General features: G+C 35.1%; 12 protein-coding genes. All 12 read right to left on the bottom strand.

All coding sequences use genetic code 11. From position 1 onward, the window contains the following. Positions 1-11 precede the first annotated feature (11 nt). Positions 12-1,190 (bottom strand): acetyl-CoA C-acetyltransferase, encoded by a 1,179-nt coding sequence (locus Q3V31_RS15945; RefSeq protein ID WP_071734259.1) that lies wholly within the window; start codon positions 1,188-1,190, stop codon positions 12-14. A 15-nt stretch (positions 1,191-1,205) separates the two neighbouring features. Further along, positions 1,206-1,985 (bottom strand): enoyl-CoA hydratase/isomerase family protein, encoded by a 780-nt coding sequence (locus Q3V31_RS15940; protein ID WP_090813612.1) that lies wholly within the window; start codon positions 1,983-1,985, stop codon positions 1,206-1,208. Between the two features lie 18 nt (positions 1,986-2,003). Then, entirely contained in the window at positions 2,004-2,858 is an 855-nt protein-coding gene (locus Q3V31_RS15935; protein ID WP_090813613.1) for a 3-hydroxyacyl-CoA dehydrogenase family protein, read from the bottom strand. Between the two features lie 256 nt (positions 2,859-3,114). Then, entirely contained in the window at positions 3,115-4,500 is a 1,386-nt protein-coding gene (locus tag Q3V31_RS15930; RefSeq protein ID WP_016129774.1) for a glycoside hydrolase family 1 protein, read from the bottom strand. 197 nt (positions 4,501-4,697) lie between these two features. Beyond that, entirely contained in the window at positions 4,698-5,018 is a 321-nt protein-coding gene (locus Q3V31_RS15925; protein ID WP_329765614.1) for a PTS sugar transporter subunit IIA, read from the bottom strand. Between the two features lie 113 nt (positions 5,019-5,131). After that, positions 5,132-6,430: a PTS sugar transporter subunit IIC gene (locus tag Q3V31_RS15920; protein ID WP_000770437.1), complete on the bottom strand. Its 1,299-nt coding sequence runs from the start codon at positions 6,428-6,430 to the stop codon at positions 5,132-5,134. A 33-nt stretch (positions 6,431-6,463) separates the two neighbouring features. Continuing rightward, on the bottom strand, positions 6,464-7,246 hold the full coding sequence (locus Q3V31_RS15915; RefSeq protein ID WP_000038011.1) for a histidine phosphatase family protein: 783 nt from the start codon (positions 7,244-7,246) through the stop codon (positions 6,464-6,466). An 87-nt stretch (positions 7,247-7,333) separates the two neighbouring features. Beyond that, a complete protein-coding gene (locus Q3V31_RS15910; RefSeq protein ID WP_090813615.1) occupies positions 7,334-8,626 on the bottom strand; it encodes a prolyl oligopeptidase family serine peptidase in 1,293 nt (430 codons plus the stop codon). 39 nt (positions 8,627-8,665) lie between these two features. Further along, on the bottom strand, positions 8,666-8,968 hold the full coding sequence (locus Q3V31_RS15905) for a PTS sugar transporter subunit IIB (RefSeq protein ID WP_001244592.1): 303 nt from the start codon (positions 8,966-8,968) through the stop codon (positions 8,666-8,668). A 349-nt stretch (positions 8,969-9,317) separates the two neighbouring features. Next, positions 9,318-10,139: a MerR family transcriptional regulator gene (locus tag Q3V31_RS15900; RefSeq protein WP_016129777.1), complete on the bottom strand. Its 822-nt coding sequence runs from the start codon at positions 10,137-10,139 to the stop codon at positions 9,318-9,320. A 175-nt stretch (positions 10,140-10,314) separates the two neighbouring features. Beyond that, positions 10,315-12,519 (bottom strand): helix-turn-helix domain-containing protein, encoded by a 2,205-nt coding sequence (locus Q3V31_RS15895; protein WP_090813616.1) that lies wholly within the window; start codon positions 12,517-12,519, stop codon positions 10,315-10,317. Positions 12,520-12,648: 129 nt separating this feature from the next. Then, on the bottom strand, positions 12,649-14,007 hold the full coding sequence (locus Q3V31_RS15890) for an MFS transporter (protein WP_000836226.1): 1,359 nt from the start codon (positions 14,005-14,007) through the stop codon (positions 12,649-12,651). Between the last annotated feature and the right edge of the window lie 191 nt (positions 14,008-14,198).

Below are 14,198 nucleotides of genomic sequence, written 5' to 3'. Positions count from 1 at the left end.
CCCTGGCTTTTCTAATACAAAGCTTCCCAAATCGCTGCAATTCCTTGCCCTCCGCCAATACAAACAGCGGATACCCCGTACTTCTTATTTCTTCTTCTTAATTCATAAATTAAGGATAGAGAAATTCTCGTTCCACTCGCAGCAAGTGGATGCCCGATCGCAATTGCCCCGCCATTTACATTCGCTTTATTAAGATCGAATCCTAATTCTTTTTGACAAGCTAAGTACTGCGCGGAGAATGCTTCATTAATTTCAATTAAGTCTAAGTCTGCTAGATTTAGATTTGCGTTTTCTAATGCGCTTTGAATAGCCGGAACCGGTCCGATTCCCATATACTTCGGTTCTACCCCAACTACAGCCCAAGAAACGAGCTTAGCAATCGGTTTTAATCCTCTTTCATTTGCATAATCGCTTGATGCTAAAACAACTGCCGCTGCACCATCTACCATCCCACTTGCACTACCAGGAGTTACGACACCATTTTCCACAAAGCGTGGCTTTAGCTTTGCAAGTTTTTCTATGCTTGTATGACGGATATGCTCATCTTCTTCAATGACCTGTTCTCCTTTTCTTCCTTTCACTGTTACTGGGACAATCTCTTCTTTTAAATACCCTTTCTCCCTTGCTAAAAGAGCTCGTTCATGGCTAGAGAGTGCATGCTGATCTACTTCTTCTCTCGTTAAGTTATATTTTGCAGCCAAATTTTCTGCAGTTTCTCCCATCGTACATTTACCATACGTATCATACAGACCATCCCATAACCAATCTTCTATAGCCGGACCGCCGAGTGGACTTCCCCATCTCATTCCAGGTATTACATGTGGAACTTGGCTCATATTCTCCGTTCCCCCGGCAAGTGCAACGTCTGCTTCTCCGCATAGAATATAACGAGCTGCCGTTAAAATAGATTCAACACCAGTTCCGCAAAGACGATTAATCGTCAAAGCTGGGACATGAATAGGCGCTCCGGCTTTTAAACCAACATGCCTTGCCAATAAATGTGCATCTTTACTAGACTGCTGAACATTACCAAATACAACTTGATTAATATCTTCTGCAGATATAGAAGCTTTTCGTATTGCTTCCTTAGCGGCAATCGCCCCTAAATCTGTTGCATTTAATCCTTTGAACGATCCCGAAATTTCAGCGAACGGAGTCCTCGCTCCCTCTAACAAAACAATTTCTTTCATATCCATTTCACCTCATTATTTCCCTAAATAAACTGGTTTCCTTTTTTCAACGAATGCTTGTAATCCTTCTTTACGATCCTCTGTTGCGAAAGCATTTCCAAAACAGGTGCTTTCAATAATTAAGCCTGTTTCAAGATCAGCATTACTTCCTACATTTACCGCAGTTTTTAACATTTGAAGTGCTACTGGTGGTTTTTTTGCCAATTTATATGCCCATTCCTTTGCAAACTCAAACAACTCTTCCGCAGGTACGACCTTGTTGACAATATGTAAATCGAACGCACGCTGCGCATCAAACATGTCTCCGAAATAAAGTAATTCTTTCGCTATGCCCTGGCCGACAATCTTTTGCAGACGCTGTGTTCCTCCGCCTCCAGGAATAATTCCGAGTCCGACTTCTGGAAAAGCGAATTTTGCTTGATCCGAACAAATGCGTAAGTCACAAGCGAGAGCGAGTTCAAAACCACCGCCAAGAGCTAATCCATTTATCGCCGCAATAACTGGTTTTGACATATTTTCAATTTTGCTAAACACCGTTCGTGAAGTCTTATTCATTTTGTTAACACCGACAAGATCAAGTGCTGCCATTTCATTAATGTCAGCGCCTGCGACAAATGCCTTCCTTCCGCTTCCTGTAAGAACGATTACTCGTACTTCTTCATTTGCCTCTAGTTCACTAAATAGACCGGAAAGTTCATTAAACACTTGTGTATTCAATGGATTTACAGGTGGTCGATTAATTGTAACGATCGCAACTCTATTTTCAATTTCACAAATTAAAAACTCATAATTCATAACTTAATCCCCCATTCTTTATTCATAATCATAAAAACCAGCGCCTGTTTTTTTGCCATTTCTACCTGCTCTAACTAGCTGTTTTAAAAGAAGCGGTGGCGCGTATTGATCATTATTTAATTCTTCTTTGAAGTACTCCATCACATGATACCCAATGTCTACACCTGCAAAATCTTGAAGTGTAAATGGCCCCATCGGATAATTAAGACCTAGTGTAACAGCCTTATCAATATCTTCTGCAGAAGCAACTCCATCTTCTAGCAATTTAATTGCCTCTATAAATTGTGGAATCATTATTCGATTCACAATAAATCCTGGAGAATCTTTCTTTACTTCAACTGGTTCTTTCGAAAGCTTTTTAGATAACGCTTTCAATTCTTCAACTGTTTCATCACTCGTTCGATAACCACGAACAACTTCTACAAGTTTCATAAGTTGTGCAGGATTAAAGAAATGCATACCTGCCACACGTTCCGGACGATTCGTTGCTGAAGCAATCTCTGTTATCGACATAGATGAAGTATTCGTTGCAAGTATAACCCCTTCAGGAACGATTCGATCTAGAGCTGCAAACACTTCCCTCTTCAAATCTAACTTCTCTAACACTGCTTCAATAACTACATCCGCATCTTTCATATCTTCTAACGTTGTAGTGAGTCGAATTCGGCCAAGCGCCTTTTCTTTATCTTCTTCCGTCATCTTTCCTCTTGTAACACTTTTAGTCATAAAACCATTCATACGTTGTATTGCACTATCTAAATAACGCTCTTCAATATCATGTAAAATAACTGTAAATCCATTTAGTGCAGCTAAATTTGCAATGCCAGAACCCATAGATCCTGCACCTACAATACCAATTGTTTGAATCGACATCTTTCATCCCCCTACCTAACTTTTTAATATTCTGTAAATAAATTATATCTATATCCAAAAAGTTTTTGTATATACATAGTGTAGGAAATACATATATTTCTTTCATACATTTTGAGGGTATTCATTTCAGTACAAACAGCTTCATTTTCCATTTAGTGAGAGGTATTGGTATATTTCATATAAAAAATGCGCACCTCAAATTAAATAATTTTCCCTTGAGGTACGCACTCTATGATGTGAATTTTGAAACTATATGTTATCGTTCTTTTCCATTTGATGAAATAACTTCTTTATACCAATAGAAGCTCTGTTTCTTTATTCTTTTTAAATCTTTTAAATCGTCTTCATCACGATTTATATAAATAAAACCATATCTTTTTCTGAAACCTTGATGCGTAGAAATTAAATCGATTGCGGCCCAAGGACAGTAACCAATTACATCCACTCCATCCGCAATTGCCAATTCCATCTGTTCAATATGTTTTTTCAAATAATCAATTCGGTAGTGATCTTGGACTGATCCATCTTCATCTACTTTGTCGTAAGCACCTATCCCATTCTCTGTAACGATAATCGGCAAGTTATAACGATCATTCACTTCTCTTAATGTAACTCGGAAGCCAATTGGGTCGATTTCCCAACCGAAATCGGTTAATTCTAGATGTTCATTATCGTCACCCATGAAGAATCCTTCTTCACCTACTTCAATTTGTTGATCACCCGCATCATCAATTACAAAGTTCTCATCATATTCACTAACAGTAATAGAAGAATAGTAGTTAAAAGCTATATAATCTGGTTTTGAACTAGATAGAATCTCCATATCTCCTTCTAGAATGACTGGTTCGATATTTTTGCTTTTCATAAAATTCCACGCTATATTGTTATATCGTCCATATACAGCCATATCTAGATATAACCAATTACGAATTGCGTTACAATTTTGAGCTGCAATTATATCATTCGGCTTACATGTTTTCGGATACACATAACTAATATTTGGCGCTGGACCAATTTTCGCATCACGTATCATCTCGTGACATAAGTTTGTTACCTTTGCCTCTGCTAAAAGCATATGATGATTTTGCTGATATAGCTCTTTTTGAGATAGTATCGATGTCCCAATGGCCTGTCCATGTAGGATCATCATATTCTGTTCATTAATCGTTAACCAATTCTTTACTCGATCTCCAAAACGTTCAAAAAGGATTTCACAATATGTAACAAATGCATCAATCGTAGCACGGTTACTCCAGCCACCCTTTTTCTCTAATTCATACGGCAAATCAAAATGATACATCGTTATTAACGGTACGATATCATGCTTCAGCAATTCATCAATAAGATTGCTATAGAATGTAATACCTTTTTCATTCACTTCGCCGGTACCATTTGGAAGAATTCGAGTCCAAGCTATTGAAAAGCGATATACTTTTAGCCCTAATTCAGAAAAAAGCTTCACATCTTCTTTAAATTGATGATAATGATCACTACAAACTTTAAAATCTGACGTACCTTCAGGAATAACTTTCACATCTTGAACAGAAAGGCCTTTCCCATCTTCATTATAGGCTCCTTCTACTTGGTAAGCACTTGTGGAAGCCCCCCATAAAAAGTCTTTTTTAAATGAACTATTGAGCATAATTTTTACCTGTCCTTTTCAAAAATAGTATTGTTATAGTTTGTTGATTCCGCTATTTGTGGGCAGTAAAACTCCCACCTCAAAATTCAGGTGGAGCAAAGTAGTTAGGTGGGAGTCGGGCTGCCCGTAAATGCCCGATCGGTGAGGGCTGATAATCAGTGGGATGAACCCCCCACTGATTAAAATTTCACTTTATATTAAGCTTGTTTCACTAAAAATGTTTCATAAACACTAATTAGCTCTTCCGCTATTATTTTAAATCCTTCTGCACTCATTAATTGATCTTCTGCATGTGCTAACAATAAGCTTACTTCTACTTTTTCACCAGTTGCTTCTCTACTAATCAGTCCAGCATGCGCTCTATGCCCTTCAATGAAAGTTTCACTACCCTCATTCATTAATTTTCTTGCTTGTTCAAAGTTACCCATTTTTGCTTCTTGAATTGCTTCAATATAGGAAGATCGTGCGCTACCTACTGCTGATATAATTTGAAATACTACTAATTCATTTTGTTCCATAACTATTCTCCTAACATTTTTTTATTTTTATTATTTAAAAAGCAATCAGTGAGGTTTAGCTCATTCCCACTGATTACTAGCCCGCAATAATCGGGCTTTTGAGGGATTCATTATTATTGTTGTGCTGCTTGTTGTTCTGCCTCATAAGCTTTCTTATCTCCCATTTTAAAGAACGGATAATATAGTAGAATTTGAGAGATAATAATTAATACCGTCATGATTAATAGTAACCAACCACCAGAAATATAACCTGCAAATGGTGCTGGTGTTACCCATGGCAATTCAATAAGTGGATTAAAGGTAGATAAAATTCCCGTGATTTTAAGGAATACGACACAAATTAACCCGCCAACTATTGAAGATGCTACTAATGGAATAAAGTAGATTGGATTCAGAACAAGCGGTAATCCAAATACAATCGGCTCATTAATATTAAAGATATTTGGGACGATACCGATTTTCCCAAGTGATTTATATTGCTGTGACTTCGCAAATAGTAGATTTATTGCTAAACCTAACGTATTTCCTGTTCCACCAATGGCAACTGCAAAATGCATTAAACTAAATCCTAAATAAGGAATTTCCGCAAAAGGTGTTCCTGAAGCGAAAGCTGTAATTGCTGCCGTAAATAATGGAGCCGTCGCACTATACCATACATTTATGATTGGAGCTGGATGTAAACCGAAGAACCAACATAAATTCATAAAAGTAAAGATAGCAATAACTGACCATACAGACGATCCAATTACTTTTACAGGTAACGAGATTACTTGACTTACAAAGTTAAAAATATTTTCATATGGAGTATAGCCAAATATTACTCTAATAAAGAAGATAAGCGTGAAAATAATGATTGAAATAAATACTGGATTAATCGCATCAGCTACCATAGGTGGTACCGATTCTGGTAATTTTACTCCAATATTTTTTCTTTTTAATGCACAGTACAATTTACCGGTGAACACGCCGACAAACATGGCAACGAATATTCCATCACTACCTAAATACTGATTTAAAATGGCTGGTATTTGTTCTTCTCCAACTTTAATTGACATTGGCATTAAGCATAAGAAACTACCTAATGCTATAACAGCAGCTGTCATTCCGTTCATGCCTTCTTCTTTCACATAAGAATAAGCGATAATGACAACCATATATACTGCTAACAAGCTAAGTGTCGCACTAATCATGTCTTGCATGTGCGTATATAAACCAATTTGAATTAAAAATTCTTTCCACCCTTTAAATGGTAGATTACCTAAAATAGCAAACAATGTAACACCAATCGTAACAGGAATCGTCATCATCATCCCTGATGTAATAGCATTCACTACTTTACTATTTCCGAGATAATTTGTTAGTGGTGTGATGATTCGTTCTAATCCGTTTCTTATCCCTTCTAACAGCTTCATAATTACCTCCAACATTTCTGACTTTTAATTAATTTACTTTTTTCCTTTTTCTACGTAGCTCATATCATTTACAGATTGAACTTTATATTTCCCATCTTTATATACAACTTTTGAAACACTTGCATTTCCTAACCCTTCTTCAACCTCATTTAAAGATTCAGGAGATATTGAATATAATAGATCCATTAAAGATATACCATGTGATACAACAAGGACTTCACCGCCGCCATCTTCTGCTACTTCTTTTGCAATTTTATCAACTTCGTTTTTCATTCTCTTTGTGACTGTTTCAGTATCTTCAGCCTGTTTACTCTTATCGATCTTCGCTGCAGTTTTTTGCATAATATCGATGTCGAAATTATTCATAAATTCTTCATGGCTCATATTATTTGCTTGTGCAAGTTTTTCCCGAAAAGTATGATTTAACTCCCCTTCAAACTCACCGAAACACACTTCACGCAAATTTTTACTTTGATTGATATTCATATCTTTATTTCCACTTTGATCTAATACAATTTTCGCAGTTTCTATTGCACGTCCACTATCGCTACTATATGCCTTTTCAAACTTAACTTCTTTCAAACCTTTACCAAGATACTCTGCCACTTCAACTCCATCTTTAGTAAGGGGCGCATCTGCCCACCCCTGTACTCTATCAGTCGTGTTTAGCATCGTTTTCCCATGCCTTACTAAATAAAACTCAACCGGCTTTTCTTCTTTTTTCTCTTTCACTTTTTGGTCTTCATTTGCTGAACATCCAAATAATGAAACTGTTAAAGAAGCTAACAAGCAAAGTGATACTATCTTTTTACTCATTATGAATTCTCCTTATGGGCTTATAAAAATATGCATGCACCACCTACATGAGTAGAATGCTATTTTTATAATCAAGATATTTAAAAATTATTTTGACTGATTAAACAACCAATTTATCATCTCTTTATCCTGCAAAGCTGGTACCCAAGAGAAGTGTCCCATCGGTTGAACGATTCCAGTTGGATATTCTGTATATTTGACCAAAGAACCACCTAGTTCTTTAATCGCTTGTACAGCATCTCTGCTATATCTCACATCAACTAGCGGATCATCTTCTGCATGGAAGACCCAAATTGGCATATCTTTAATATCTTTGAATACTGAAGTATCTTGCATCGGTTCATATTCACTGACAAGCTTATTTTCCGGCAAATCACCTATTCCACAAATCGGAACAGCAGCTGCGAAAAGATCTGGGTTCTTCTTAATAACATTCCAAGTCCCAATTCCACCATTGGACATACCAACAACATATATACGATTTTTATCAATATCATATTTATCGATGGTTTCTTTGAGTAAATTCAACATAGTAGAATAGTTAGGTTCCTCGGTCCAATATGCTGTAAGGGTTTCAGTTGCTTCAACCTGAGGAGCTAACACATATGCAGGGTTTTTCTTTTGCTGTTCTGGATTAGCCCACGCTACAGCACCCTCATTTCCTACGACTTGCATATAGTTGTCATTTCCACGTTCACCTGATCCATGTAAAAATAAGACTAATGGATATTTTTTGTTAGCCTCTTTTTTAGGCTCAAAAAGTCTATATTGCATTTTGCTTCCAGATGTATCTTGATATACCCCTTTTTTAAAATCATCTACAACTGGAGTAACTACATTTGAAATTTTATTTTTCTGTTCGGATGCTTTAAAATTTGCACCATCTTTTGTCTTAATATCTTTCGTAAGAGATAATTTATAGTCTAAATTATCTCTTGTGCTTAAAAATTTTTCTTCATTAAATGTTGAGGTAGATGCATATTTATCGTTTTCATCTAATTCGATTACAACGTATTGTCCGTCTTTTGAAGTCTCTGATACCTCAGCTTTATTATTTGTGTACACTTTATTTATTTTTCTATTTTGAGGCTTCCCATTCACTTCCACCTCAACTTTGAAACTATCTTTTGTTAATTTTGAGCTATCTATTGTATCTCCAAAATCACAAACGACGGTAGCTCCTACTTCACCATATGGAAGAACATTTGTTATAAGTGTTATATCTGAGTCTTTTAAATCCTTATCTTTACTTTCTGATGAACATCCTGAAAGTACCAAACCACCTGCCAGGCTCCCTATTACCATACATAAAATTGGAAATTTTCTTATCTTTTTCAGAAGATGACCTCCCTCAAAATATGTACTTTTCATAACTGACATAACTCATAATCTCGTTAATCGTTCCCTATGTATGACCTTTTAATCACCTAAAATGTTTTTCACTTGCTCAATTACTTTTTTTCCATCTAACATGCCGTAAGCTGCCATATCAATCACTTCAATATGCTTTTCTGGCAATTGGCTTTTCACATTATTTAATGCATATCGAACTTGTGGTCCTAATAAAATGATGTCTGCTGTTGGCCCAACATTTTTCGCTTCAGTTAGTGCATAAGCATTAATTTCACAGTTATAACCTGCTGATTCTGCATACCCTCTCATTTTGTTCATTAACATACTTGTAGACATACCTGCATTACATAAAAGTACGATGTTTCTCATAATAAAAACCTCCAATATTTATTTTAAGTGCTTGCATACTTTCTACTTCTGCAAGCGCTTTCTTCATAGGTTCAATATAAACTATGGTCTAAGACTAGGGTCAATAGCTTAATTTAATTAATTCATTTATTTTGTATAATTTGTATAAAGTGTAACTTTAATCAATGGGATTTTGTTCATTCCCTACTGATTATCAGCCCATACCAATCGGGCGTTTACTGCCCATAAATAGCTGGATAAACCTAGCTAAACACCGTATAAAAACTCTTTTGTTTCAAAAAAAATGCATGTAACTGTAGACTGTGTCTAACAATTACATGCATTTTTTCATTTCCTTCTCTACTTCAAGTCACTTTGTACCGTTTGATTTAATAATAGGAATCATAATAATATAATGTTCAACTGTTTTGTCTTGACTCTTTGTTTCACAAACATATCGACATAAAACATCTCCATTAAGAGCGTATCCCTGTTCATGCATAATATGGAATGGTTCATCTAATATCAACGATGATAACGGTTCATCCACGTCTTTTTCATATAAATAATTCAAGCACTCTCCCATAGGCATTTGAATAACTGAATCATCCATAGGTAATTGACATTCTTTCATCTTTGATTCAGAGATAGCCATTACCCAGTAACTATTATCTATATTTTTCATTTTATATTCTTCAAGTGGAATACATAATGCTGTGGAAACTGTTGGCAAGAAATTTAACCATTTCTTTAATAGAGGATTTACACATAACCTTCCTTCATTTAAATGAACATGTTTGAGAAAATAATAAGTCTCAGCTTGTTTTATAACCCATCGCCTATCTTCTTGTTTATATTCGTTTAATAAGTTCATAAATTCATTTATTTGCTTTGTTTCTAACTCTAACTGTTTTATTGCTTCATTTTTTTCAGCTATTTTATCATTACATTTTTTCATTATGTCATCATACTCTAAACCGTTAAAAACCGATCCAATTTCTTTTACATGAAATCCCATCTGTCTAAAGCTTCTAATTGCTAAAAATACTCCAAAATCCTCATATGTATAAAATCTAAAACCGTTATCTTTGTCTTTTTGTGGTTTTAGGAACCCTTTCTTTTCATAAAACCTTAAAGCATCTATTGAAACTCCAAATTCCTTTCCTACTTCTCCTATTTTATATTTCTTCATGCATATCACCTTCAACTCTATAATTCCTTTTAAATACCTATATAGTGTAACAAGTTTTGAAAAACAATTATATAAAAATAAAGTGCAACTTTAATCAGTGGGATAAAAGAGATTTCGGATAAAGGTGAAACCTCCTTTTATCAAAATAGAACATCACTGAAAATATAAACTTCTATTACCCTACTACTTCCCCGTACATATCATAAAGCTTCAACGCCATCATTAAATTAAATCTAACTTCAGCATGATTTAAATCAACTGAAATGAGCGATTCAATTTTTTCTAGCCTGTATAAGAGTGAACTTCTATGAATAAAAAGTTCTTCTGCAGCACTTTTTACATTTCCATTGTTTTGTAAGAATACATGTAATGTATTATATAAATCAATATTCTTCCCTTCTGAATATTCAATTAGCGGACCGATTTGTTTCTTAACAAAAAGATCTACAGCTGTTGAATGATTTAAATGATGTAAAATGGCATACGATCCTAGATCTTCAAATAGTGCAAACCCCTGTTTGCGGAAGCGACTATCTAAAATATTTAAAGTCTGTATAGCTTGCTGATAACTAGTATAATAATCTTCCAACTGTTTTGTAACACCGCCAATCCCTAATAAAACACGACAGCCTATAGGTGATGAGCCAATCCATTTTTTTATGCTATAAAACATCGATTCCCAAAATGTATCTGCGCCCTTTTTCTGATTTTCAATTGGAACAATTAAAAGTTGTTCATCGTTATGGGATACTGCTAAAATGCCTGTCCCTAGTTCTGGAACACGCGTCTTAATCAAATCCCATATAAGTGACTTTTTCGCTTGTTGTTCGAGTAGGTTTCCTTTCTTTAATTCTTTCTCATCGAGTGAAATTGATAATACCGCGACTCGATGTTTTTTGAAAAGATCCCATTGATACAAGTTTGCATATTGCAAAATATTATCTCGGTCCTCAATTCTTTCAGTTAATAATTTACTAATAAAGCTGTCTTTCATCTGTTCTTTCGTATCTAGAACGAGCTTTTGTTTAATAAACTGGATGGAGCATATATTTCGGGCTAAATCAACCGTTAATTGATCAAATTCATCCATCCCCCCGCTATTTCTTCGTACTGCTAAATATCCTAAAAAATTACCGCCCCCATTAATGATCCAAAACGAAAAACAATAATCACTATTATTCGGATCATGAATTTGGAAAGTATCAGTAAATCTTTTCTTTTTACGTTCTTCTCTTGTTAGTTCAGCTAAATGTTCTGCTAAGCGACTATCCTTTTCATCATGAAATGCTATTGGTTGCATAAATCTATCAAAAATAAATACTGTATCTTGAAACAGATTACCAAGCATTGTTGTAATGCCTTCAAAATTATTATCATCGACCGTTTCTTTTAATAATGCTTGCTGATAATCTAATAGAAAATGAAGACGTTGCTTATGTTCTTTCTCACCATTATATAACCTTGCATTATCTAGTATAGTTGCTAAATGATTTGCAATCATTTCAAGTGATTTCGCATCTGCTTCCGTAAAAAACCCTTCGCATTCCTTTTCAACATGTAATACTCCAATTGGTTTCATATCAATAATGATTGGAGCAGTATACTGTTCACCACCAATCGTTTCAAAAAATGGAAAGTGTTCTTTTAATACATATTTATCCTCAACCATAATTTTGTATGGCTTCTTCATTTCTCCATATGAAGGTGCTTGAAAAACAAAACAGTTTTCAGTCTCGTTATATAAATAAACACAAGCAAAATTCGAATTTGTTTCATTTCCGGCTTTAGAAGTTACCTCATATACATGATTTTCTAATGGAACATCTAGCGACAGATTTTTACTAATCCATCCAAACCCTTCAATTTTTTTCAACTGTGACTCTTTTTGTCTCGCTACAGCTATTGCCACTGCTATATCTTTTCCAAACTCTTCAAATGAAATTTCCATATCTAAAAGCGGGATATGACTTGAAAAGGCGACAATACAAAAACCAAAATGCTGGATATCATCTTTTAATGGAACAGTAAACCAAGTCTCCACCCCAGCATTTTTCAAAGTTTCAGATAGAAGACACACTTCTGGTAAATCTGCCGTTTGATCCGTCATGCTTTGGTATTGTAGTTTGGAGGAACATTCATCAGAATGAAGTGGAAACGCCGAAGCTAAAGAAGTTAAATTACCACTCCAGGCTTTTGGCAAAAATTGTCCACCTTCATTAAAAATTACAGCGACGAAATCACAATGTAATTCCGCGCAAAAGGAATGAGTTAAATATTGAAGCGCCTCTTCTTCCGTATCAATTTTAATAAGCTGGCGTGATGTATTTCGCAAATGATATTCTATTCTTTTCATTAATCTCTCTCTCTTATTACTAGACACGCCCAATCCCCCATTTCATCTTTCTATCTATTGTATAAGAAACGTTACATAAAATAAAAGTAAATATTCTAATTATTCACTGAACAAATGCAAATCCCGAAGAAATGTATCCCCGGGATTGATCATTTACTATTTTGCTGTAGTTACATTATTATCTCTACTAGTGATTTCTTTTTTCTCTTTATAATAAATCCCGTGTTCTTCTTTCACAAATAACAATGCTATACCGCCAATTACAGCAGCAGTCGCAATTGCTGCAAAATTATATTGAGGCAATAAATGCATGGAAAGTAGAATACCTATCAAAGTTGGAGCTACCACACCTCCAAGACGCCCAAAGGCCATTGTACTTCCTACCGCTGTTGAGCGCATATTACTAGGATAATATTGAGAAACAAATGCATTTGACATATTTTGTAGTCCAACAGAAGAAGCACCAATTACTGAAATTAACAAAAATCCAACAAACATATTATTTACAAATCCGATGAGTGATAATGCAATTGCTCCACAGAAAAATAATGGGACAAGTACTTTTTTAAATCCAATTTTATCTACTATTGGACCGAATATGAGAGTTCCAATGATAGCTCCGATTTGCATGACAGCTGTAAATGAGAGACTTGATTTAAGATCGTATCCTGACTGCATCATAAGCCTTGGTAACCATGTACTCATAGAGTAAATGAGTACGAAAGCACTAAAACATGAAATCCAAAACATAATTGTACTTACGGCGCGCTTTTCCTCAAATAACTTAACAACAGGAGAACCTACTTCTTTAGTCGGTCGTTTTGTAAATTCAATTGCCGCATCTTTACTTAACTCTGGATTTACCTTAGCTATTACTTTTTTCGCTTCTTCTATTTTTCCTCTCATTAAAAGAAAACCAATAGACTCAGGAATACTTTTCATTAAAAACGGGATAAACAATAACGGAATTCCTGCTAACCAAAAAACTGGCTCCCATCCTGCTGTCGTAAGAAGGGAACGACTTGTAAGTGCCGCTACCATTGCTCCAATTGAATATCCGCAAAAAATAAATGATACGATAGCAGTCCGAACTCGTTTCGGCGAGAATTCTGTTGCTATAGCAATTACATTCGGCATAACTCCGCCAAGCCCTATACCTGCGATAACACGAAAAATCGCAAACATTACAGGACCGTTCGCAAAACCAGATAGACATGTAAATAGACTAAATAAGATTGTAGTTACTATTATGATATTTTTACGACCTATTTTATCAGCTAATAAACCAAAGAAAGCAGCACCAATTGCTGTTCCTATAGCTGTATAACTACCAATTGCCCCTGCTGTAACATCCGATATTCCCCACTCTTTAATGAGTGAAGGTACTGATGCTCCATAAATAACAGCATCATATCCATCAAATGCAATTACGATAAATAACCAAAATATTAACCAAATATGCATGGAATGAATACGGCTTTCGTCTATCACATTCATCGGGTTAATCGATTTCATCTTAATAGCCTCCTTATATGGGAATCTTCTTTTCTTGTACCTCAACAACAGTAAACGCTTTCAATTACCTCCCTTAAGTTTCTAAATACTTTTCTGAATTTTCCGTATTTAAATTGTAATAATTACTATTAAAAATTGTTATCCGTTTTTTATAGGAAATAGAAAAGTAATATTCCTCTTTAATGCGGGCG

Source organism: Bacillus nitratireducens, assembly GCF_036320425.1.
GTDB classification, from domain to species: domain Bacteria; phylum Bacillota; class Bacilli; order Bacillales; family Bacillaceae_G; genus Bacillus_A; species Bacillus_A nitratireducens.
This window is presented reverse-complemented; position numbering and strand designations above follow the sequence as displayed.

What these genes read in the sequence shown, in the direction of transcription:
- Q3V31_RS15945 (WP_071734259.1), bottom strand. Translation starts at nt 1,190, where the DNA reads ATGAAAGAAATTGTTTTGTTAGAGGGAGCGAGGACTCCGTTCGCTGAA.
- Q3V31_RS15940 (WP_090813612.1), bottom strand. Translation starts at nt 1,985, where the DNA reads ATGAATTATGAGTTTTTAATTTGTGAAATTGAAAATAGAGTTGCGATC.
- Q3V31_RS15935 (WP_090813613.1), bottom strand. Translation starts at nt 2,858, where the DNA reads ATGTCGATTCAAACAATTGGTATTGTAGGTGCAGGATCTATGGGTTCT.
- Q3V31_RS15930 (WP_016129774.1), bottom strand. Translation starts at nt 4,500, where the DNA reads ATGCTCAATAGTTCATTTAAAAAAGACTTTTTATGGGGGGCTTCCACA.
- Q3V31_RS15925 (WP_329765614.1), bottom strand. Translation starts at nt 5,018, where the DNA reads ATGGAACAAAATGAATTAGTAGTATTTCAAATTATATCAGCAGTAGGT.
- Q3V31_RS15920 (WP_000770437.1), bottom strand. Translation starts at nt 6,430, where the DNA reads ATGAAGCTGTTAGAAGGGATAAGAAACGGATTAGAACGAATCATCACA.
- Q3V31_RS15915 (WP_000038011.1), bottom strand. Translation starts at nt 7,246, where the DNA reads ATGAGTAAAAAGATAGTATCACTTTGCTTGTTAGCTTCTTTAACAGTT.
- Q3V31_RS15910 (WP_090813615.1), bottom strand. Translation starts at nt 8,626, where the DNA reads ATGTCAGTTATGAAAAGTACATATTTTGAGGGAGGTCATCTTCTGAAA.
- Q3V31_RS15905 (WP_001244592.1), bottom strand. Translation starts at nt 8,968, where the DNA reads ATGAGAAACATCGTACTTTTATGTAATGCAGGTATGTCTACAAGTATG.
- Q3V31_RS15900 (WP_016129777.1), bottom strand. Translation starts at nt 10,139, where the DNA reads ATGAAGAAATATAAAATAGGAGAAGTAGGAAAGGAATTTGGAGTTTCA.
- Q3V31_RS15890 (WP_000836226.1), bottom strand. Translation starts at nt 14,007, where the DNA reads ATGAAATCGATTAACCCGATGAATGTGATAGACGAAAGCCGTATTCAT.